Origin of the sequence: Rhodonellum sp., assembly GCF_030656585.1 — a bacterium.
Taxonomy (GTDB): domain Bacteria; phylum Bacteroidota; class Bacteroidia; order Cytophagales; family Cyclobacteriaceae; genus Rhodonellum; species Rhodonellum psychrophilum.
The window spans coordinates 84807-105473 of record NZ_JAUSPP010000080.1; the positions used below are offsets into that span (position 1 = coordinate 84807).

Sequence of the window (20667 nt, forward strand, 5' to 3'; positions counted from 1 at the left end):
TCTACAAAACACCTTATTAACCATTAAACCCATTTTGTTATGTCAAATTCACATCGTTTTGAAACGCTTCAACTCCATGCAGGCCAAGCACCGGATACCGCAACCAATTCCAGGGCTGTCCCAATTTATCAGACCACGTCCTACGTATTTGATTCGGCTGAGCATGGAGCCAATCTCTTTGCCCTGAAAGAATTCGGAAACATCTACACCCGGATCATGAATCCTACCAATGATGTTTTTGAAAAAAGAATCGCCGCTCTCGAGGGAGGAGTCGCAGCAGTATCCACAGGTTCCGGGATGGCAGCGCAGTTTCTCGCCCTAAACAACATCCTGCAAGCCGGCGAAAACTTTGTCTCTACCCCTTTTCTCTACGGCGGAACATACAATCAATTCAAAGTCGCCTTCAAAAGGATCGGCATTGAAGCACGCTTTGCCAAAGGAAATGACGTGGCTGATTTTGAAAAACTCATCGATGACAAGACCAAGGCGCTTTATTTGGAAACTATTGGAAATCCTGAATTCAACATCCCGGATTTTGAAGCGATCGCCGCTTTGGCCAAGAAACATAACCTGCCATTGGTCGTGGACAATACTTTTGGTGCAGGCGGATACCTGTTCAAACCACTCGCCCATGGTGCCAATGTCGTCACTGCCTCCGCTACCAAGTGGATCGGTGGACATGGTACTTCCATCGGTGGAATCATCGTCGATGGCGGGAATTTTAACTGGGGCAATGGCAAATTCCCACAATTTACCGAACCTTCCGAAGGCTATCATGGCTTGAAATTTTGGGAGGTTTTTGGAGAAAACAATCCTTTAGGCTTGCCCAATATCGCTTTTGCCATCCGTGCACGGGTAGAAGGATTGAGGGATTTTGGTCCAGCATTGAGTCCGTTCAATTCTTTTCTCTTGCTTCAGGGTGTGGAGACATTGTCCCTACGGGTACAAAGAACCGTCGAGAATGCTTTGATATTGGCCGAATGGCTGGAAGCGCATCCAAAAGTCCAGAAGGTCAATTATCCCGGATTAAAATCTTCGCCTTATCATGAACTGGCGAAAAAATACCTGACCAATGGTTTTGGTGGTGTTTTGAGTTTTGAACTTAAGGGCGACAAGGAAAAAGCTTCTGCTTTTATCAACAGCCTACAATTGATCTCCCACTTGGCCAATGTCGGAGATGCCAAAACGCTCATCATCCAACCCGCTGCTACCACGCACCAGCAGCTTTCGGATGTGGAGCAATTGGCTGCAGGTGTCACCCCCACACAATTGAGGATTTCCGCGGGAATCGAACACATTGAGGACATCAAAGCCGATTTGCAACAAGCATTTGAAGCAATCGGATAAAACAAAGATAAAAACCTGGTAAGTCTTCTGGATTTGCCAGGTTTGAATTTTACGAAACAATGAATTTGACAATGAATTTGAAAAGCCCCTACCTGATTATTGATATGGCGCAAGAAACCTACACGAATGAAGACCCTCTAAAATTGGAATCTGGGGAATTCCTTCCAGGATTTCAATTGGCATATACAACACAAGGACACCTCAACACATCCAAGGACAATGTCATTTGGGTGATTCATGCGCTGACTGGAGACGCCAATGTGCAGGAATGGTGGAGTGGTTTGGTCGGTGAAGATAAATTCTACGATCCAACGAAACATTTTATCGTTTGCGCCAATCTATTGGGCTCTTGCTATGGTTCGACCCAACCGCTTAGCGAAAACCCGAAGACAGGGAAACCTTATTATTATGACTTCCCACATTTGACCACAAAAGACATGGCACTTTCCCTTGATCTGTTGCGGGAACATCTCGGGATTATGGAGATCAATACCCTGATCGGAGGATCCCTCGGTGGGCAAGTCGCTTTGGAATGGGCGTATTTGCTGAAACACAAAGTAAAAAACACAGTCATTTTGGCCTCCAATGCCAAAACTTCGCCATGGACAATTGGCTTCAATGAAACCCAAAGAATGGCCATTGAATCCGACTCAACTTGGGGTCAAAGCACGCCGGAAGCTGGAAAAAAAGGATTGGAAGCCGCTCGGGCGATTGCCATGCTTTCCTATCGACATCCTGAGAATTTTGCCGAAAACCAAGCCGATGCGGAAGACAAAACAGATCAATTCAGGGTCAGTTCCTATCTGCGCTACCAAGGAAACAAATTGGCAAATCGCTTCAATGCACTTTCCTATTGGACACTTACCAAAACCATGGACAGTCACGATTTGGGCCGTGGAAGAGGCGGAGTCAAAAAGGCACTGTCCGAAATCCCGTCCAGAGTGCTGGCCATCGGGGTGGACAGGGATTTGCTTTTCCTAAGGGAAGAATCCCAATTTATTGCCCAAAATGTACAACTCGGAACCTACCGAGAAATACAATCACCCTATGGTCACGATGCCTTTTTGATAGAATACAGTCAGTTGAGTTACATCCTCAGCTCATTTTATCTGGAAGCAAACGATTGATCCAAAAAAATATTTTCCAGACGTTCAACACTGATTTTCCTGGCCACTTGGCTTTTAATCATCCAAACTATCGTCATACGGACTAAAGACCAGACCATCCACAGGATGAAGATTCAGTTCCAATTTCATCTCCTCAAATGCGATCATAAAAGTATGGTTCAAGAGGCGATCGTTTTCACTTTCTGCCTTGATTTCCAAAAAAGGGCTTCTTAAAGTCTCCTGCCAAATCTCAAGTGAGGAAGCATCCCGTTTATGGAATTTGATTTTCCCTTGGAATTCACTTTCAATTTCTGCCTTTTGCTTCTCAAAATCAAAAACATCCAAAATACAGATCCCCGTATCCTCCTCATTGATTTTGAAAAAAATTGATTTTTGGGAATCACTCACAAACTCGATTGTATCCTTGAATGTAAAAAGATCCTCGGAATTCATCGTATTGATCCAATAGTAATAGATTACCGATTGGATGGTTTTGTTTTGGTTGAAATCCTTCAAAATCTGGGTTTCAGATGCTGATAAATATGCGGTGTGTTGCATTATCGCTGTTAAATGTTTTTAAGAATTAAAATATAAATCACCAAAAACGAATTGAATCTGGAAATCGTGGGAAGATCAAATGATTTTAAGTTCCGCAATGGGTTTGGTAGTGTCGGTCTCCATTTGCTGGTGGTGTTTGCATCTCATTAAACGCAGGAACGGATTGATAAGGATCGGCGAAAACCTGAAGCAGCTGCTCAAACAATCCGAAATCCCCATTTAGACAGGCATCATCCAACGCCTTTTCCACCAGGTGATTTCTTGGAATGAAGCTTGGATTGTTTTCCTTCATGGTTTTCAAAGTGCTTTGAAAATCTTTCCCATCCAGTGTCATCATCGTTTTCCATTTGGAAAGCCAATTAGAAAAAGATTCCGTGGCATAAACGCCTGTCTTCTCTTTGCTGTCAGATTGTATTTCTAAAAATGTATTGGTGTAATCCGCATTGTTTTTCCCCATCCAAATCAATAGTTCTTGGACCAATTCTTTTCCCAATCCAGAATCAGACAAATGGACCAAACCTAATTTTCTTCCCATCATTTCGGACCACTTCTTTTCATATTTTGATGAAAAAGAATTCAATGCTTCTTCTGCAAGCCGAATGGCCTCTTGTGTGTCGGAATGGATAAGAGGAAGGATGGATTCGGCAAAACACGATAGATTCCAAAGGACTATTTTGGGTTGGTTCCCAAAAGCATAACGCCCCTCTGTATCGATGGCGCTGAAAACAGTTTTTGGGTTATATGCATTCATGAAAGCACAAGGTCCATAATCGAATGTCTCTCCGGCTACGGACATATTGTCGGTATTCATCACGCCATGGATAAATCCAACCCGCATCCAATTCACCACAAGGTCAATCTGCCTTTCCATGACTGCATTCAACAAGGCCAAAGCAGGGTTTTCTGATTTTTTGATTTCGGGATAATGTCTTTCGATCACATAATCGGTCAACTCTTGAAGTGTTTCTTTTGACAAAAAATTCTTGACATATTCAAAAGTCCCAACACGAATATGGCTTGATGATATCCTTGTGAGGACAGCTCCCTGGTTACTTTGTTCCCTGTACACCTTTTCACCTGTTCCGATCACCGCCAAACTTCTTGAGCTGGGAATCACCAATCCGTTCATCGCTTCGCTGATCAAATATTCCCGGAGCATGGACCTGAGTGTGGCCCTCCCATCTCCCCTTCGCGAAAAGGCTGTAAACCCAGCACCTTTTAATTGGATATCAAGCCGTATGTTTTCTGGGGTGATTTGCTCTCCCAACAAGATCGCTCGACCATCACCCAGCATGGTAAAATGACCAAATTGATGGCCGGCATAGGCTTGGGCCAATGGTTTCGCTCCTTCGGGAACAGTGTTTCCAGAAAACAACAACGCTATTTCTTCATCACTTTCCGAATCATATTTCAATCCGATCTCTTCGGCCAATTTGTAATTGAATAAGATTTTTGTAGGCTGGTGAACAGGGCTGGGCGAAGAAAGCGCAAACATTTTTTCCGGTAACCTTGCGTAGCTGTTGTCCAAATTCCATCCTCTTTCCAAGTTCTTCATAAATTTTCAAATTCGATTGGGGAAGCACATCGCATGGGTAGTCCCGATTTTTTTTCACGAATGCTTCATGATTTGCACGCAAGTTAGTGCTTTTGCCGCTTATCCTCAGTTCTGCTTTTCAGAAAATCCATCTCCATCAACTCTCCCTATTTGTCCTTGTTTGGAAAAAGGTGAAATGATTAAGTATCCTACAGAAAGTCAAACTTACCGCTTATGTCTCAAAACCCGAAGGTCAAACAAGCATTTCTCAATCCCCCAAAATCTATTTGATGCATACGCAATTGATGCGTAGCTTCTCTTATGGAATATACACAAATCAAGGAAACCTGCCTTTACATCTCAAATTTGGATACCGCCCAGTATTTTTATGGCGAAGTTCTGGAAATGCCGATAATTTCAAGAGTAGAAAACAGGCATATATTCTTCAGATGTGGAAGTTCCATCCTCCTCTGCTTTATTCCGGAGGTCACCCAAAGCGAGACCAATCTTCCCTCCCATTTTGCCAGGGGAAAACAGCACATTGCCTTTGAAGTTCCTGCCAAGGAATATCTAAAAACCAAGGTGGAGATCTTGAAAAAAGGGATTGTCCTCACACACGAACAGGAATGGAAAAGAGGTCTCCAAAGTTTTTATTTTGAAGACCCCTTCGGCAATGTACTGGAAATTGTCCCCAATGGGATATGGGACTAAAAATGAGCTGTGGTCATAAAACAGTTTCATAAAAGGAATTGCACCCTTTATTTAGCTGTATCAAAGGAGACCAATTATTCCGCTTGCGTCCACTCCACTGTCCTGCCAATAAAAGAAATCCCAATGTATCCCCTGACTTCCAAAGTCTTGCTATTTTTCATTTTGATGGTACAGGAATAGGTTTTTCCATTTTTGGGGTCATAGATGACCCCGTTTTCCCAAACACCGTTTTTGTGCTCAAAATTATCCAACAGGCGCATCCCCATTATAGGTCTGTTCCTTTTGTCTTTATCACTGTTGTTTTTGTCCAGCTTCGGTTTGCTGTTTTCTGTTGGTTCTTGGAGCCAGACGATTTTTCCAAAAAACCTATCCCCTTCTTTGGCGATCTCGATTTTCGCGTCTTTTTCGGTATTGTACCATTGCCCCAAGATAGCATTCGAATCTTGGGCATTTGCTTGCAATGACAAAAGCGTAGCACCGCAAACAAGAATAAATAAAATTGATTTTCTGATCATGTTGAACTGTTTTTATTTCAAAACCTTACGAATAGTAATACTTTTACGGTGCAAAAACAAAATTCCTTTTTGATTCGAGAATTGGAATAGTTTTTTTCGAGAACATAAGCCTGAAAAACAGACAATAAATGACCGGAGTGGATGAAGAAGGGGGGCACGTTTTTGAGGTTTTCAATCGCAACTTGATTTTATTGAAGGAAAAGGCAATTTATTCACCCGAATTGGGATCACTTTTCATTTCAGACCCCCATTTTGGAAAAGCGGCTCATTTCAGGAAAGCCGGGATTCCGATCCCGGAAATCCTGCATGAGGAGGATTTGATGCGGATCAAGGAATTGATCGAAAGATACAAGCCCAAAGACATCTATTTTTTGGGAGACTTGTTTCACAGCGATCTCAATGAAAGTTGGTTTGTGCTCGAGGAATTCTCGGGATTATTCGCGGAAATAAATTTCCATTTGGTAAAGGGCAATCATGATATTTTGTCGGATGCCTGCTACCGGTCCAGTCTTTGGATTATTCATGAGGAGCCTTTGGTTTTGGAAAATCTGATCCTATCGCATGAACCCCTTTCCGCGATTCCAGAAGGAAAATTCAACCTCTGCGGCCACATTCACCCCGGCATCGCGCTCCATGGAAAAGGCAGGCAGCGATTGATGCTCCCCTGTTTTTTTGCAAAGCCCAATCAAATGGTTTTACCCGCATTCGGCAGGTTCACGGGATTGGCCTCCATGAAGTGCACCAAAACCGATCAAGCCTTCGTTATCACAGACAAAAATGTCATTCCGATCGATTTAATGAAATAAGATTGGTTAAATACAGATATGCTGGTTAATTTTGAAAGAATTTGAAGTTTAAACATGAGTCGCAATCCAAGAAAAAAAGCAAAATTAGGTAGGTTCAAATTTGCATCGGTACTTTTCAGTACCACGCTTTCGCTGTTTATTGTCGGACTTTTTGGGGTGATTGTCATCCAAGCCAAAACCTTGACCAAAATCATTCGGGAGAACATCGAAATCCAGGTTTTTCTCAACAAGGACTTAAAAGAAACCGACCTTGCCAAAATCAACGATGCCTTAGTATCAAAGCCTTACATCCTCGAAAATGATGGCGTGCCCAACATCACCTTTATTTCCAAAGACGAGGCTGCAGCATCCTTTTTGGAGAATACTGGAGAAGATTTCACCCGCTTCTTGGATGACAATCCCCTGAGGGACAGCTACACCATCGCTATCAGCGAAGAATACCAAACGCCAGAGTTAATCGAAGAAATCGTACTGGAAATCCAAGGCTTGGACGGCGTATTTGAGGTCACCTACATGACTGATCTGGTAAAATCCATCAACCAAAATCTACTGAAAGTCAGTCTTGTCATGGGTGGTTTTATTCTGATCCTGATCATCACAGTGATCATGTTGATCAACAACACCATTCGACTTGCCCTTTTTTCGCAGCGTTTCCTCATCCGAAGCATGCAATTGGTGGGGGCCACAAGAGGTTTTATCAGAAAGCCTTTCTTAGGAAGAGCTTTTCTTTTTGGCGCTATCGCGGGGTTGCTCGCCTCCGCTTTTCTTTTTATCATCATCGAATATACCAAAGCCAATATCGATGGTTTCGCGATGTTACAAAACTACAATTTGCTGTATCTTCTCTTCGGAGGTTTGGTTCTGTTTGGAGCCTTATTATCTGTATTGAGTACACTCAGGGCTGTAAATAAATACCTCAACATGTCATTGGACGAACTTTACTAAAAATGAACAAAGATTCTTTCCCCTTTTCCCCGAAAAATTACAAACTGATGTTGATCGGTATCGGCATCATTGTTTTGGGCTTCATCATTATTGGACTGGATTCCGAACCCCATGGATTTGGGTTTATGGGCCTCACCCTCGGTCCAATCATCACTTTGACTGGCTTTATATTTGAATTTTACGCCATCTTCTCAAAATCAGAAAATAAGTAAATGGACATTATTGATGCGATTATCTTGGGCATAGTCCAAGGTTTGACGGAGTTTTTGCCTGTATCTTCCAGTGGCCACCTTGAAATCGGAGCAGCCATCCTCGGAGGAAACAAAATACCAAAAGAAAGTATGCTTTTCACGGTGGTGCTGCATTTTGCCACCGCTTTGAGTACCATCTTGGTTTTCAGAAAGGACATTTGGGAAATTGTCCGAGGTCTGTTCCAATTCAAATGGAACGATGAGACTAGATTTTCCCTCAAAATTATCCTATCCATGATCCCTGCAGCAATTGTTGGGCTTTTGTTTGAGGAACAATTGGAGCAATTGTTCGGAGGGAACCTTGCCTTCGTGGGATTCATGCTCTTGGTCACAGCAGTACTGTTATTCTTTGCCGACCGGGCAAAAGACACCCAGAAACCAGTCTCCTATTTTCATGCCGTCATCATCGGCATTGCCCAAGCCATTGCCATCCTTCCTGGGATATCAAGGTCCGGAGCGACGATTTCGACCTCAGTCCTCTTGGGTATCGACAAAGCCAGGGCAGCAAGATTCTCTTTTCTGATGGTCGTACCCCTGATCTTGGGTAAAATCGCAAAAGATATCCTCGACGGTGCACTTACCTATAATGGAGACAGCTTTGGCTATCTTTCCGCAGGATTTGTGGCCGCTTTTGTATCTGGCTTTTTTGCCTGTACCTGGATGATTCAATTGGTCAAGAAAAGCAAATTGACCTATTTCGCCATTTATTGTACCATAGTAGGTCTTATCGCCATCGTCTATGGCTATTTTTATATGTAACATGGAACAGGAAGAACCTTACGGAGAAGTATTTTTGATCGACAAGCCTTTTGAATGGACTTCATTTGATGTGGTCAAAAAAGTCAGAAACGCTCTTCAAATCAAAAAAGTAGGCCATGCGGGCACATTGGATCCATTGGCCACGGGATTGTTGATCGTTTGTTCTGGAAAAAAGACAAAAAGCATCGACACCTTTATGGGGCAGGAAAAGGAATATACCGGTACTTATGTATTGGGAAAAACCACGGAAAGTTTTGATCTCGAAAGGGAAATCGTGGATGTTGCCGACCCTTTCCATCTCACATTAGAGGAAATTGAAAATGCTGCTTCCCAACTTACGGGTGACATCATGCAGATACCACCAGCCCATTCCGCTATCAAGATCGGTGGGAAACGCGTTTATGAATCGGCAAGAAAAGGCATTGAAGTGAAAATCGATCCAAGACCGGTTCAAGTTTCTGTTTTTGAAATCACCAGAATGGAGCTTCCCGAGATAGATTTCAGGATTGTTTGTTCCAAGGGCACCTACATCCGAAGCCTTGCCAGGGATCTTGGGGAAATATTGGGAGTAGGCGCCTATATGTCTGCTTTGGTGAGAACCCGAATTGGAGAATTCAAGTTGGAAGATGCTGAAGGGCTCTTGCCATTGATTGAAAGAATTAAAAGCAGGGCAAATGAAAATCTTTGAAGGATTAGCCAATTTTGTACCTGTGAAAAATGCCGTAGTCACGAGTGGAACCTTTGACGGGGTACATCTCGGCCACCAAAAAATCCTTAAAAGGATCCGCGACATTGCAGATCAATTCAATGGTGAGACGGTCTTGATCACTTTTTGGCCCCATCCAAGGTTGGTGCTTTTTCCCCATGAACACAATTTGCGCTTGTTGAGCACTTTTGAAGAAAAGGCAAAACTCCTCAGGGAATATGGAATCGACCATTTGGTCACGCTACCCTTCACGAAAGAATTTTCAGAGATGAGCTCTGAGGACTTTATCCAAAAAATTCTTGTAGAGAAAATCCAAACCAAAAAACTGGTGATCGGGTACGACCATCGATTCGGAAAAAATCGGGAGGGAAGTTTTGAGTACTTGAAGGAAAATATACAAAAATACCATTTTGAGTTGGAAGAAATCCCACGAGAAGATATCGATCATGTGGGCATTTCCAGTTCCAAAATCAGAAGAGCCCTTGAAATCGGGAACATTGAAATTGCCAATGAGTACTTGGGTAGGGATTATGAGCTGAATGGCATCATTATCAAAGGCCAACAATTGGGCAGATCCATAGGATTCCCGACAGCCAACATCTATATTCCCAACGATTATAAACTTGTCCCCTGCGATGGCGCCTATGCGGTGAAAGTAAGTGTGGAAGGGGCGATTTATAACGGAATGCTCAACATTGGCATGAGACCAACCGTTGACGGAACTAGTCGCAGTATCGAAGTGAATCTCTTTGATTTTAATGGAGACCTGTATGATTTGCGGGTTTGCGTTTATTTTAAGGCTTATCTTAGACCAGAAGTCAAGTTTTCAAATCTTGAATCCTTAAAGGCCCAACTTGAAAACGACAGAATAAAGGCCATTGAAATTTTGTCCCAACAATAACCCAAATGAACGAACGATGATCAATAAAACGGTAAAAGATGCAACCGAAGCTGTTAAGGACGTTTTCTCCAATTCTGTCCTTATGTTTGGTGGATTTGGCTTATGCGGTATTCCTGAAAATTGCCTTAGGGCATTGCTTCTTAAGGATTTGACTGGACTGACCTGTATCTCCAACAATGCCGGTGTGGACGATTTTGGCATAGGACTGATGCTTCAAAAACACATGGTCAAAAAAATGATCTCCAGCTATGTTGGTGAAAATGCCGAATTCGAAAGACAACTCCTCAGCGGAGAACTTGAAGTGGAATTGATCCCCCAAGGAACCTTGGCCGAGAGAGTAAGGGCTGGAGGAGCAGGAATCCCTGCATTTTTCACCCCTGCAGGCGTAGGAACCGAAGTGGCAGATGGAAAGGAAATCCGGGAGTTTGACGGGAAACTTTATCTTTTGGAGAGATGGTTGAAAGCCGATTTTTCTTTTGTAAAAGCCTGGAAGGGAGATACGGCAGGCAATCTTATTTTCAAGGGAACCGCCAGAAATTTCAATCCCATGATGGCAACAGCTGGGAGAATCACAATTGCTGAAGTTGAGGAATTGGTGCCGGCGGGTGAACTGGACCCCAATCAGATCCACACACCAGGTATCTATGTACACAGGATTTTCCAAGGGGAAAAGTACGAGAAAAGAATTGAGCAAAGGACAGTCAGTAAATAAACTGAATTTTTAATTGGAATAACCGCAGGTTTTCCAATTAAAAGGAGAACTCCAAAGTTCAAAAAAATCTGTTTTTCACAAAATCAAAAACCCAAATTTTCCATGCTAGACAAAAACCAAATTGCCAAAAGGATCGCCAAAGAGGTCAAAAACGGTCAGTTCATAAATCTAGGAATCGGAATCCCTACCCTGGTAGCCAACTATATCCCCGAAAACCTTGAAGTGGTATTGCAATCGGAAAATGGTCTGCTAGGAATCGGTCCTTTTCCAACAGAAGAAAACGTGGATCCGGACTTGATCAATGCCGGAAAGCAAACCATTACCATGGTGCAAGGTTCCTCTCTTTTCAGCTCGGCAGATTCTTTTGCCATGATCAGGGGTGGACATATCCATCTGACCATCCTTGGGGCCATGGAAGTTTCCGAAAACGGGGACATTGCAAATTGGAAAATCCCAGGAAAAATGGTCAAGGGAATGGGGGGTGCCATGGATTTGGTCGCTTCAGCGGAAAATATCATCGTGGCGATGCAACACTGCAGCAAGGATGGCCAATCCAAATTGTTAAAAGAGTGTTCTCTCCCGATTACAGGGATGAGGTGCGTGAAAAAAATAGTGACGGATTTGGCCGTCTTGGATGTTTTGCCAGAAGGAGGGTTCAGACTTTTGGAAAGAGCGCCGGGGGTTTCTGTGGATGAAATCAAAGCCAAAACAGAAGGGAAATTGGTCATCGACGGGGAAATCCCCGAAATGGTATTCGACTGATCAAAATCGGACCGGAAAGAAAGCTGAGATTTGCTGATAAAAAAAGCACAACGCATATATCCCTATTATTTTTCGGAACTCAAACAAAGGTTTTGTAGTTTTGCATTCCTAATCATCCAATAAAAAATGAAAAGTTCGGAGATAAAATTCAAAATCAATCTTGACGATAAAAACCTTCCCAAAACCATTCAATGGGATGCTTCCGATAAGGAAGGTGAAGGCTTGGAAGACACCAAAAGCATCAGTTTGAATGTTTGGGACAATCTCAACCACAGCACGCTTAGAATTGACCTTTGGACAGAGGACATGTCTGTGGTGGAGATGAAACGGTTTTATATCGACATTCTTGGGGGAATGGCCCAGACCATTTTGAACGCCACCGGTGATGAATTTATCGCTGACGAAATAAAAGTGCTATGTGACCGTCTTGTCAAACACGTCAACGAAGAAAACAAAAAATCAATCCAATAAAACACAAAAAAGTCTGACCGAATCGTCAGACTTTTTTTTTGAATATTTCAATAGAATATTTTTTAAATCCATGAACTACATTTGGATTCAACCCTGTTTTTAATATTTCAGACTTGATTCCTCTTTTTCTCAAAACGATCCCTTCGTAATGAAAGAAGGAATTCCACTTTGCTTTCAAAATTTATTGGAACTCCTATATTGATAAATGATAATTTCGTTTAAATTTCACATTAATTAACGATTGATAAAATCGTTGGTGTCTGTTTTATCCTAAACCCAAAATCCTTATGCGAAAATTTACTAAAAACCTTTGTCAAACCATCTTGATACCGCTGGTCATGCTGACCTTTGGATTCACGGATGTATTGGCACAGACCACCACTATTTCCGGAACCGTAACCGATCAGGATACCAAAGAAACCTTGATTGGCGTCAATATCATCGTCAAAGGAAAAGTAATCGGAACAGTAACAGACCTCAGAGGAAAATTCAACCTCAGGGTGAACCAAGATCCACCTTTGACACTTGTTTTTTCGATGGTGGGATTTACTTCGCAAGAAGTGGAAATAACCCAAAACAACGTTTCTGATTTGAAAATCAGTATGTCTGAACAGACATTACTTGGTCAGGAAGTGGTGGTATCTGCTTCAAGGATTGAAGAAAGCATTCTCCAGTCCCCTGTATCGATCGAAAAAATGGATATTTTGGCAATCAGAGATACTCCTGCTGACAATTATTACAAAGGAATTGCAAACCTAAAGGGTGTGGATGTTACCTCCTCCTCCGTTAATTTCCAAATCATAAACGCAAGGGGATTCAACTCGACTGGAAATACCAGATTTGTCCAACTGACAGATGGAATGGATACACAAGCTCCAGCACTGAACTTCCCAATTGGAAACCTAAACGGTCCTTCGGAATTGGATGTGGAAAGTGTTGAGTTCATTCCAGGTGCGTCCTCTGCACTTTATGGCCCAAATGCCTTCAACGGAATTCTTTTGGTCAACAGCAAGAATCCTTTTGAATACCAAGGTTTCAGTGCTTTTTACAAACAAGGGTTCAATCACTTTTCAGGCACACCAGGAGAACCAAGTAGCCCACAGCCGATGTACGAAGGTTCAATTCGCTACGCAAAGGCCTTCAACAACAAGTTTGCTTTCAAATTGAATGCTTCCTTTATGAGAGCCGAAGATTGGTACGGAACAGACCTCTCCGACCTCAACCAAAGAACACAAGGAGACTTGCCTACCAATCCAGGTGCAAACAGTGTCCACGTTTTCGGTGATGAGGTTTCCAACAATATCGGCCTTTTGAGAAATGTAGGTGCCATTCAACAACAGGCGAATGCCTTGGGGATTGGTGGGTATATCAATAGCATTCCCGACCAAGTAGTTTCCCGTACCGGTTATGACGAAAGACATTTGGTCGATTATGGCGCAAAAAATTACAAGGTCAATGCGGCATTGCATTACAGGGTCACTGATAAGGCAGAATTGTCCTACACCTTGAACTATGGTTCAGGTACCACGGTCTATACTGGTGCTCAGCGCTATTCCTTAAGAAATTTCGAAATCAGCCAGCACAAACTTGAGCTGAAAGGCGACAATTTTTTCTTGCGTGCTTACACAACGAGAGAAAATTCCGGTGATTCTTACATTGCTGACCTTACCGGAGTAAATATCAACGATCAATGGAAAGACAATTCCACTTGGTTTGGTCAATACACTTTGGCTTACATGGGTGCCATCGCACAGCAAGGTGTAGGTCCTGGCGCATTGGGTACGACCCAGCAGCAGGCCGTTGCCCATGGTGCTGCCCGTGGATTTGCGGATCAAGGACGTTTTATGCCTGGGACACCAGAATTCGAAAATGCATCGAGCGAAGTAAGGAAAAACTTTATCCCACAAGGTTCGCTTTTCAATGACAGGTCAAGAATGTACATGGCAGAAGGTCAATATGATTTCAAAGAGGAAATTTCCTTTATGGACCTTCAGGTTGGCGGTTCTTACAGGGTTTATGATTTGAATTCCAACGGAACCATTTTTGCGGATGTGGAAGGAAACAACATCACGATCAGTGAATATGGTGCTTTTGCACAGGCAGGAAAAAGAGTACTCAATGACAAATTGAAATTCATGGGTTCATTGAGATATGACAAAAACGAAAACTTTGACGGTCAGTTTAGCCCAAGGATTTCCGGTGTTTTCACAGAGAAAAACCAGAATTTCAGGGTCTCCTATCAGACAGGTTTCCGGATGCCTTCAACCCAAGCCCAGCACATCGACTTGAATGTGGTTTCTGCAAGATTGATCGGCGGACTTCCTTTTTATCGTGATAAATATGACGTTTTCACCAATGCCTTTACTTTGGCTTCCGTCAACAATTACGTAGCCGCAGTTGGTGCTGGAGCAAGCCCGGTTTCGCCACAGGCCACTGCATTGTTGCAACCCATTACGGAATTGCCTGCTTTGAGACCAGAGCAAGTAAGATCCATCGAACTTGGCTACAAAAGCCTCTTGGCCAATAGCAAACTCATGATTGATTTTGCCTATTACTACAACGTTTACAATGATTTCATAACGCAGACATCTGTCAGAAAAGCGCCAGGACCAATCTTCCCGGTACCAACTTCGAATGCGGAACTGTCGATCAATGCGATCAACGCCCCTACCCTCTTGACTCCAATCACTATCCCTGGGAGAGAAAATACTTTCCAAACCTACACCAATTTGGTAAACGAGGAAGTAAGGGCACATGGAGCAGCAATCGGAATGGCTTATAATCTTCCTAAAAACTATTCAATCTCTGGTAATTATAATTTCAACAGATTGATCACAGACATCGGCGAAGATTTCCTTTCAGAATTCAACACCCCTGAGCATAAAGTGAACCTTATATTTGGAAATAGAAAATTGACTAAGAATGTGGGATTCAATGTTGCTTATCGTTTCCAGACCGCATTTGATTGGGAATCGTCCTTTGCAGTTGGACGCGTACCTGAGGTGCATACAGTAGATGCTCAGGTAAGTTATAAGGTAAGTCCATGGAAATCCATCATCAAATTGGGAGGATCCAATATCTTCAACAATCGGTATATCCTCAATTACGGTGGCCCGACAATTGGATCGATTTATTATATCTCCATCACCTTTGATGAATTGTTCAATTAAAAAAATCCATGAATATGAAAAATATAAATAAATATTTATACCTCATTTTATTAGGCTCATTTACTGCGTGTACCTATGATTTCCCTGAAGAGGTCATTCAGGAACCTACCGCAGGCGAGGCTAATTTTACCAAAATGATAAGCGTAGGGAATTCCCTTACGGCCGGTTTTATGGATGGCGCACTCTATACCAGAAGCCAGGACAATTCCTTTGCGGTCATCCTATCGGATCAAATGGTCCCCGTTGGCGGTGGGGCATTCAACGTCCCCAATATCAATTCTGTAAATGGATTCTTTGGCCTCGCTCCTGATGGCCAAACACCATTGGGAAGATTAATCCTTACGGTCAATCCACAAACTGGAGCAACGGGACCTGCACCAATTGGACTTGGTGAAATCCCAACGGCTTTTACGGGTGACAAATCGGCATTGAATAATTTTGGCGTTTCAGGTTCCACATTGTTAACTTCCCTGATCCCCCAGACCGGAGGACCAAACGTTCCTCAAAACCCAGCTTTCAATCCCTTGTATGCAAGATTTGCCTCCAATCCAGGGGAATCTACTATTATCGGTGATGCTGCGGCAGCCTTGGGTAATGGAGGAACTTTCTTTACTTTCTGGTTGGGAAGCAATGACGTCTTGGGTTACGCTTTGGGTGGAGCCTCAAACCCGGCTATACTCACTTCAAATATCAATTTTGAACAAAGATTGAGTTTGGCCTTAGGCACAATGCTGCAAGCAAACCCTGAAGCCAAAGGCGCTGTCGCCAATATTCCAAACTTAAATGTATTGCCTTATTTCAATTTGGTGCCTTGGAATGCACTTCCTTTGGATCAGGGAACTGCTGCTTTTGTCAATCAGGCTTATCTTCAATACAACGGAGGACTTGCCCAATTGGCAGGAATGGGATTGATCACTGAAGCTGAAAAAACCAGAAGGACCATTGTGTTTAAGGCTGGCCAAAATGGCTTTGTAATGGCGGACAAAAATCTTACTGACTTGACTGGTTTTGGATTGCCTTCCATCCGTCAAAGCAACAATACAGATAAGCCCGTCCTGACTTTATCCACCGCATTGGGCGTTGCAGTCGGCGGCAATCCACAATTGGTCAGAGGGGTAAGTTTTCCTGTGGAAGACAGTTTCGTCCTGACCCAAATGGAACAAGAGGAATCGCAGTCAAAAATCACTGCCTTCAATGCTTTGATTGCAGCTGCAGTTCAGGCATCCAGCAATCGATTGGTTTTGGTAGACGTCAACAATTTCCTCAATCAAGTACTCCAAGGCCAAGTCAATGCAGGTGGTGCTTCCTTGACTGCTTCCATTATACCTCCTAACGGTGGTTTTTCGGTTGACGGGGTGCATCCAAATGCAAGATCGCATGCATTCATTGCCAATCTCTTTATCGATGCCATCAATGCAAAATGGGGTGCAAATATCCCTAAATCCAATCCAAATGCCTATCCAGGAAATGATCTTCCTGTAGGAGGTTGATTTTGGTTGGCATTGGGATTCCTCATTGTGAATAAAAAGGAATGGGGAATGCCTTCATTCGGGAATTAAAACCTCACCAGAGGGTTTAAATTCCTCCTCCAATAAAATAGAAAAGAAGCCATCCTTTCGGAATGGCTTCTTTTTTTGTGCCCATGTCTGAAACGCCTGTGATGCATACCTTTTCTATTCCGGTCTGAAATTGTTTCATAATCAGTCGGATACTTCTGTTTTTGACCGCCCTGTATTGGGCCTATTAATTAATCTCCAAATAGTCTGATTTTCTTGTAATTACTAATTACTGTCCAATCAGGACCTCTAATGCATATTTCGGGTTTAAATCCAAAATGGGTTACCCTCCTTAAAACCAAAAAGTCCTTCACGATTTTCTTTCCGAAAATCGTGAAGGACTTTTTGTGTACTCCTGTTATGCAATGCTTTTCAATCCATCAATCTTCCTCTTTCAAAGTGGCCAAGAAACTGACCAGATCCCTGATTTCCCTTCTGGAAAGCATATCTTTCATGTCCGGCATGCTGGAGGCTGCATTTTTCCGGGAAACCACATGCGCTTTTTGGATCAAGGTATCGGGCCTATTGCCCATCTTGACCAAGAAAGTACTGTTGGTTTCTTTTTCAAGAACACCATTGAGGGCCTTGCCATTGTTCAGCTCCAACATCACCACTCCGAATCCAGGTGATAATTTTTTACTGGGGTCGATCAAGGATTCCAATAAATCCTGCCTGTCAAGTCGAGCGGCAACGCCATTGAGTCTTGGCCCTGCTATCCCCCCAAAATCGTCATAAGAATGGCAACGCATACATTGTCCCACTTGGGATTGAAAAAATATCCTTCTTCCCTTGATCACATCTCCCCCTTCCAAGCTGCTTTGGTAGGACGCCAACGCATCTCCTTTCCACAGTTTGGTTTCCGCTTCGGTATATTTTGATTTCAAATCAGCATCTCCAGTATTGACGATTGCCTCTGAAAACTCCAGTAACACTTCCGTCTTCAATTTCCCCTTTTCCATATCTGCCAGAAGTTTCCCAAAAGTCTCCTTGGTCGCGGACACAGGCAAAGCTCCCAATGCGGTCAATGCCGCTTGCTTCTCTTCCACCGTCCTTTTTTGGATGACGTCATTCAACAGATTGACTTTTAAGTCATCAGACAAATTAAGATTCCCAAGCAAATCCAAGCCAACCACCCGAACGGATTTCTCACTGTCCTCCAAGGCAATCTTAATGGCCTCAGCTGTATTGGGCGCCTCCATGGCAGTCAACGCCCTTATCGCTGTCATTCTTACCTCAGGATCTCTGTCACGCTTCAAGGCCCCCAATAAAGGCTCCGATGCTTCCGTTATGCGCAGTTTTCCTGTCGCCATGACAGCGCTTAACCTGATGTCTGTTTCTTTGCTTTGGAAAAGTTCCAACAGAGGCATGGATGATGCTTTTCTGACTATCGAGGGCTCTCTGGTGATTGTGCCCCTATTCCGACCATCTACCCTATCCAAAACCGAAGGTTTTGTCCATGTACTCAAGGCTTCTATGGCTTCCTTTCTCATGGCAACAGGTGCTTTTTCCATCGCCATATAAGCGATCAAGTTTTGCATGGATCTTTCCGTGCCCACCCTAAGATTGGCACTGATGGCTCTTCTGATCAAGGCCTCATTGGAAAAAGGAGTACTGAGCAACAAATCCGCCAAAGCTGGTAATGCAGGCTCAATGGAGAAATCATCATTGATGGCCCTTGCGGCTTCGGTGACGATCCATTCGTTTTTATCGGAAAGGAAATTGGCAATCCCCTTGTCCTCCATCCTTCTCAAAGCCAAAACAGCTCCCATTCTAACCGCATCACTTGGATGCGAAGACAATTTTGCGATGGCTTCCGGTTTGTTGATTCTTGCCAAAGCCAAACTTGCAGCATGACGGATAAAAGCATCCTCATCATTGTTCTTTTCGAGATACGCTATCAATGGGTTTATGGCCGGCTCAAAAGCGATCCTGCCCAAAGCTTCAGCAGCAAAGAAGCTTGCCCGGCTATTTTCGTCTTTTAAGAGTGGCAAAAGATCATTTCCCGCATCCTTAAATCGAATATCCCCGATCCATTTAGCTGCCTGGGCCCTGATTTCCGGGTCGGAATCCTTGAGCAAAGGCACCAAAGCTTTTGCGTACTTCATGTCCTTCATTCTGGACAACTGGCTCATCCCGACAATGGCATTGATCCGAGCCACTTGGTTGTCCTTGCTTGCAATTACCGATTCAAAAACTTTTGCCCCCTTGTCACCACGCGTAGCCAGTTCGAACTGTGCTTTCCTTCGGATCCTCATGTCTGCATGTTGGAGGTATTTCTCCAAGTCGGCTTCCTTGAGTTTTTTATAATCCAATACAATAAGTTTTTGTGTTTCCTGTCTTTCAGCAGAATTGGCTCCTTCGGCATCATCCAGTTTCCAGACCCTACCGTAATTTTTGGTATCCCAACCATTGATCCAATCTGACAAATACAATGAGCCATCCGGACCAAAATCCAAACCCGTTGGCAATACTCCTCCCAAAATCTTCTTGGTTTCTGCCAATTCAAAGCTGGCTCCTTTTGGCTTCAATTTGAAAGCATGGATGCCAGATCTGGCTGGGTTGCCTACAAATTCCACTACAAAAAAGGTGTTTTTCCATTTTGGACTCAAGGCTGTTCCTGGATTGTAAACCATTCCCGTAGGTCCATTGACATAGTTGACAATAGCAGGGGTTATATAGGCAGGTTGTTTTTCATGACGGGGGAGATTCAAGCCCTCATCCATCCAAACCTTGTACGTATTGTTGTCTGGATCACGGTACTTGCCAAACTGCCAATTGATCCTCCAACCGGTATCGGATCCATTGACCAAATAAACCAAACGCTCACTCTCTCCTCGATGATCACCATCGTTGTCAACCGAAATCAGGTTGTTGAATTCATCGAAAACAAATTCATGGGTATTTCTGACACCCATGGCAAAAATCTCAAAATCACTTCCATCCGGGTTGGCCCTGGCGATGACACCACGGTTTGGATACTTCCATTCTGTCCCATCGGGACCTTTTCCATTGAAACCAATATCTCCAATTCCCCAATAGATCCTTCCATCCGGTCCCTCTTCAAGACCAGACATTCCGTGTCCACCAAAGCCGACATGAACGCCATACCCATGGGAAATGGAGGTCTTTTCATCCATAATCCCGTCACCGTTGTTGTCCTTCAGTCTCCACATATCGGGACCGACGCCTACAAACAGGTCATCCCCGCGCTTCATCACCGCTCCAGCAACATCTGTAACCTCATCGTGAAAATCCTCCACCATGATCTGGGAATAATCCGCCAATCCGTCTCCATCAGTGTCCATGACGCGGTAAATCTGTTCTTTCTCGATCAGCATGTCTCTCCAATCGTGGGAACCGTCACCATTCACATCCCCCAACCATTGGTTTTCACTGCTTCTCTCCGGAGAAAGTTCTTCCCTCAAAAACGCTCTTTTTTCTTCAACGGTCTGAAGACTTATCGATCTGATTTCCCAACTTTGATGACCCCGAATATCGAACTCGGAGTTTTTCTGACGGTTGGTCCTTGAATAGTATAAAACCCCATTCTCGTCCACATTGATGGAAATGGGATCATTGATCAGGGAGTCGACTGCCCACAATTTGAGCGTCAATCCTTCTTCAATTTCCGGGTTGACGAGGGCTTCTATTTCGGCAGCCATGGCCTGAACAGTGGCTTGATCAAGTCGTTTCTCCCTGAGGTCCACAGGGGGTTTTTCTTTGCAAGAAGTGGCCAGCATCGAAAAAGCAAAGAAAGTACAGCAGGCAGCAAAAAAAACATTTGGAAATGGAGGTTTAGGCTTCATTGGTTTTAGGCTTTGTTAAATCATTGAATATAAAGCAGAAATATAGTGAAA

Annotated in this window: 19 protein-coding genes; 14 read left to right on the forward strand and 5 right to left on the reverse strand. The window is 43.5% G+C overall.

Features of this window, described 5'->3' with window-relative positions:
* Nucleotides 1-39: 39 nt before the first annotated feature.
* The gene (locus Q7J63_RS19590) at nucleotides 40-1347 is read left to right on the forward strand and encodes an O-acetylhomoserine aminocarboxypropyltransferase/cysteine synthase family protein (protein WP_304888668.1); all 1308 of its coding nucleotides are present in this window, start codon (nucleotides 40-42) and stop codon (nucleotides 1345-1347) included.
* A gap of 71 nt (nucleotides 1348-1418) precedes the next feature.
* Entirely contained in the window at nucleotides 1419-2474 is a 1056-nt protein-coding gene (metX, locus tag Q7J63_RS19595) for a homoserine O-acetyltransferase (protein ID WP_026333526.1), read from the forward strand.
* Between the two features lie 54 nt (nucleotides 2475-2528).
* Here metX and Q7J63_RS19600 read toward each other — a convergent pair whose 3' ends face one another.
* Together Q7J63_RS19600 and Q7J63_RS19605 are read right to left on the reverse strand one after the other, a co-directional pair.
* Complete coding sequence (locus Q7J63_RS19600) at nucleotides 2529-3011, reverse strand: hypothetical protein (RefSeq protein ID WP_019596925.1); 483 nt, start codon at nucleotides 3009-3011, stop codon at nucleotides 2529-2531.
* Between the two features lie 85 nt (nucleotides 3012-3096).
* The gene (locus tag Q7J63_RS19605) at nucleotides 3097-4566 is read right to left on the reverse strand and encodes a YdiU family protein (protein WP_304888670.1); all 1470 of its coding nucleotides are present in this window, start codon (nucleotides 4564-4566) and stop codon (nucleotides 3097-3099) included.
* A 300-nt stretch (nucleotides 4567-4866) separates the two neighbouring features.
* Here Q7J63_RS19605 and Q7J63_RS19610 point away from each other — a divergent pair, with 300 nt between their 5' ends.
* Entirely contained in the window at nucleotides 4867-5256 is a 390-nt protein-coding gene (locus Q7J63_RS19610; RefSeq protein WP_304888672.1) for a VOC family protein, read from the forward strand.
* Between the two features lie 74 nt (nucleotides 5257-5330).
* Here the strand turns inward: Q7J63_RS19610 and Q7J63_RS19615 are convergent, their stop codons facing one another.
* The gene (locus Q7J63_RS19615; protein WP_019596928.1) at nucleotides 5331-5771 is read right to left on the reverse strand and encodes a DUF2147 domain-containing protein; all 441 of its coding nucleotides are present in this window, start codon (nucleotides 5769-5771) and stop codon (nucleotides 5331-5333) included.
* Between the two features lie 128 nt (nucleotides 5772-5899).
* On the opposite strand from Q7J63_RS19615, the gene pdeM reads away from it, so the two are divergent.
* The 11 genes from pdeM to Q7J63_RS19670 all read left to right on the forward strand — a co-directional run bounded on the left by pdeM (nucleotide 5900) and on the right by Q7J63_RS19670 (nucleotide 16744).
* Nucleotides 5900-6577: a ligase-associated DNA damage response endonuclease PdeM gene (gene pdeM, locus Q7J63_RS19620; RefSeq protein ID WP_304888673.1), complete on the forward strand. Its 678-nt coding sequence runs from the start codon at nucleotides 5900-5902 to the stop codon at nucleotides 6575-6577.
* A 54-nt stretch (nucleotides 6578-6631) separates the two neighbouring features.
* The gene (locus tag Q7J63_RS19625) at nucleotides 6632-7522 is read left to right on the forward strand and encodes an ABC transporter permease (RefSeq protein WP_092655389.1); all 891 of its coding nucleotides are present in this window, start codon (nucleotides 6632-6634) and stop codon (nucleotides 7520-7522) included.
* Nucleotides 7523-7524: 2 nt separating this feature from the next.
* Nucleotides 7525-7734 carry a DUF3098 domain-containing protein gene (locus Q7J63_RS19630; RefSeq protein ID WP_304888674.1) on the forward strand — a complete coding sequence of 70 codons (210 nt, stop codon included), beginning with the start codon at nucleotides 7525-7527 and terminating at the stop codon, nucleotides 7732-7734.
* Nucleotides 7735-8532 carry an undecaprenyl-diphosphate phosphatase gene (locus tag Q7J63_RS19635; protein ID WP_019596932.1) on the forward strand — a complete coding sequence of 266 codons (798 nt, stop codon included), beginning with the start codon at nucleotides 7735-7737 and terminating at the stop codon, nucleotides 8530-8532.
* A gap of 1 nt (nucleotide 8533) precedes the next feature.
* Complete coding sequence (gene truB, locus Q7J63_RS19640; RefSeq protein WP_304888853.1) at nucleotides 8534-9220, forward strand: tRNA pseudouridine(55) synthase TruB; 687 nt, start codon at nucleotides 8534-8536, stop codon at nucleotides 9218-9220.
* Nucleotides 9207-10139, forward strand: a complete 933-nt coding sequence (locus Q7J63_RS19645; protein WP_304888675.1) for a bifunctional riboflavin kinase/FAD synthetase — start codon at nucleotides 9207-9209, stop codon at nucleotides 10137-10139. The genes truB and Q7J63_RS19645 overlap by 14 nt, the downstream gene beginning before the upstream one ends.
* 16 nt (nucleotides 10140-10155) lie before the next feature.
* A complete protein-coding gene (locus tag Q7J63_RS19650) occupies nucleotides 10156-10851 on the forward strand; it encodes a CoA transferase subunit A (RefSeq protein ID WP_019596935.1) in 696 nt (231 codons plus the stop codon).
* Between the two features lie 102 nt (nucleotides 10852-10953).
* Nucleotides 10954-11613: a 3-oxoacid CoA-transferase subunit B gene (locus Q7J63_RS19655; RefSeq protein WP_019596936.1), complete on the forward strand. Its 660-nt coding sequence runs from the start codon at nucleotides 10954-10956 to the stop codon at nucleotides 11611-11613.
* Between the two features lie 126 nt (nucleotides 11614-11739).
* On the forward strand, nucleotides 11740-12084 hold the full coding sequence (gene gldC / locus Q7J63_RS19660; protein ID WP_019596937.1) for a gliding motility protein GldC: 345 nt from the start codon (nucleotides 11740-11742) through the stop codon (nucleotides 12082-12084).
* A gap of 287 nt (nucleotides 12085-12371) precedes the next feature.
* Nucleotides 12372-15254 (forward strand): carboxypeptidase-like regulatory domain-containing protein, encoded by a 2883-nt coding sequence (locus Q7J63_RS19665; RefSeq protein ID WP_304888676.1) that lies wholly within the window; start codon nucleotides 12372-12374, stop codon nucleotides 15252-15254.
* A gap of 14 nt (nucleotides 15255-15268) precedes the next feature.
* A complete protein-coding gene (locus Q7J63_RS19670; protein WP_304888678.1) occupies nucleotides 15269-16744 on the forward strand; it encodes a hypothetical protein in 1476 nt (491 codons plus the stop codon).
* An 85-nt stretch (nucleotides 16745-16829) separates the two neighbouring features.
* On the opposite strand, the gene Q7J63_RS19675 is transcribed toward Q7J63_RS19670, so the two are convergent.
* Together Q7J63_RS19675 and Q7J63_RS19680 are read right to left on the reverse strand one after the other, a co-directional pair.
* Nucleotides 16830-16952, reverse strand: a complete 123-nt coding sequence (locus Q7J63_RS19675; RefSeq protein WP_304888680.1) for a hypothetical protein — start codon at nucleotides 16950-16952, stop codon at nucleotides 16830-16832.
* 238 nt (nucleotides 16953-17190) lie between these two features.
* On the reverse strand, nucleotides 17191-20616 hold the full coding sequence (locus Q7J63_RS19680) for a HEAT repeat domain-containing protein (RefSeq protein WP_304888682.1): 3426 nt from the start codon (nucleotides 20614-20616) through the stop codon (nucleotides 17191-17193).
* Nucleotides 20617-20667 lie beyond the last annotated feature (51 nt).